1 protein-coding gene is annotated in these 713 nt (G+C 44.6%); it reads left to right on the top strand.

Annotated features, from left to right (window positions below):
* Positions 1 to 561: PaaI family thioesterase (locus A3738_RS05215; protein ID WP_231876539.1), on the top strand; the 561-nt coding region annotated here is incomplete at its 5' end.
* Positions 562 to 713 lie beyond the last annotated feature (152 nt).

The raw sequence follows: 713 nt of genomic DNA, 5'->3' as shown, positions 1-713 counted from the left end.
GATCGCACTGTCGCGCATTGTGTGGCCACGTTTATGCGCATGGGTGCCAAAGGTATTCCATCTTTGGAACATATGACCAAAGGCACTCAAATACCCGAATTTACTTTCAATGAGAACACACGATCGCAGGTTAGCTTAAAGGACCTTCGTGCATCAGCACTCGCAACGAAAGATTTCGAACCACTGATTTCTGCTATCCCTTATGCGTCTTATATTGGGGTGGAATTAGATGGAGAACCAGCCGCAGGATTTTACAAGTTAAATCGTCAGCCAAGTAATATAGGAAACCCTATTTTGCCAGCGATTCATGGTGGTGTATTAGGTGGCTTTATGGAAATGGCGAGCATGCTGCATTTGCTAGCCACGCAACCTGGGGGCGTGATTCCTAGGATTATCGATTTTTCGATCGATTATCTACGTGCCGGTCTAGATAGAGATACTTTCGTCCACTGCGAAGTGACTCGTCAGGGAGGGCGTGTTGCGAATGTGGAAGTGCATGCATGGCAGCAAAGAAGAGAAAAGCCTATTGCCTTAGCGCGTGCCCATTTCTTATTGGAATAACAACCTCCAAATTTTTATGAGCGCTGCTTAAGTTCAGCGCTCATATGTTTTCGATTATAAGGCTTCTCGTTAACCAAATTTTCTTCGCATGTTTAGTTTGAAGTCATTCTTCATATGACGAAGGAAATAACGCACCGTTGTAGTCTTAGGAT

The organism is Oleiphilus sp. HI0066 (assembly GCF_001635725.1).
This window is presented reverse-complemented; position numbering and strand designations above follow the sequence as displayed.